Annotated in this window: 1 protein-coding gene; it reads right to left on the reverse strand. The window is 53.6% G+C overall.

The window, feature by feature from the left end; all coding sequences use genetic code 11:
- Positions 1-453: adenylate/guanylate cyclase domain-containing protein (locus tag ACR0E6_RS22440; RefSeq protein WP_480587534.1), on the reverse strand; the 453-nt coding region annotated here is incomplete at its 3' end.
- Positions 454-657 lie beyond the last annotated feature (204 nt).

Below are 657 nucleotides of genomic sequence, written 5' to 3' on the forward strand. Positions count from 1 at the left end.
TTGAAACCCATTCACCGGATTAGCAAGATTCTTTAAGTCGTACCTACCCGCATCGCTGAAACCCGCTGAAAGCTTTTCGTCCAACTGCCGCTTGAGGTCTTCGGAGATCATCACACCACCGGGTGGCGCCTCAGTCTGCAGGCGCGCAGTGATGTTGATGCCGGTACCATAAATGTCGGTCTCGTCTTGAATGATCTCCCCGAGATGCGCTGCCATCCTCAGTCTGATTTTTTCATGGTCGACCAACGCAATTTGCACAAATTGAGCGGTTTCGATTGCCGCTGATATCGACGGAAAGGCAATTATCCATCCATCGCCCATACGCTTCAGTATCTCGCCGCCTCTTCGGACGGCCTCAGGTTCTAGAAGTTTATCACGAAGTTCGCGGACCAACTCGATTGCGAGCGACTGATCCGCCTCCATTGCGGACGTATAGCCGACCAGGTCAGCCATCAAGATCACGGCAAGGCGAGCTCTCATAAAACGACGTTAAGACAACGTTAAGGCATTGTCATCTTTTGAAAGCGGGCGATGCGACCTCGGGGCATCAACAAAGCAATGCAGTGAATGGCGGCATGGTACCAAACTGGCCCTTGGCGCAGATCGCGGCGAAGGTGCCAGGAGAGCCCCAAAGGCGACTTTCACAGCGATGACCAC

It is taken from the genome of Ruegeria sp. AP12 (assembly GCF_056540025.1).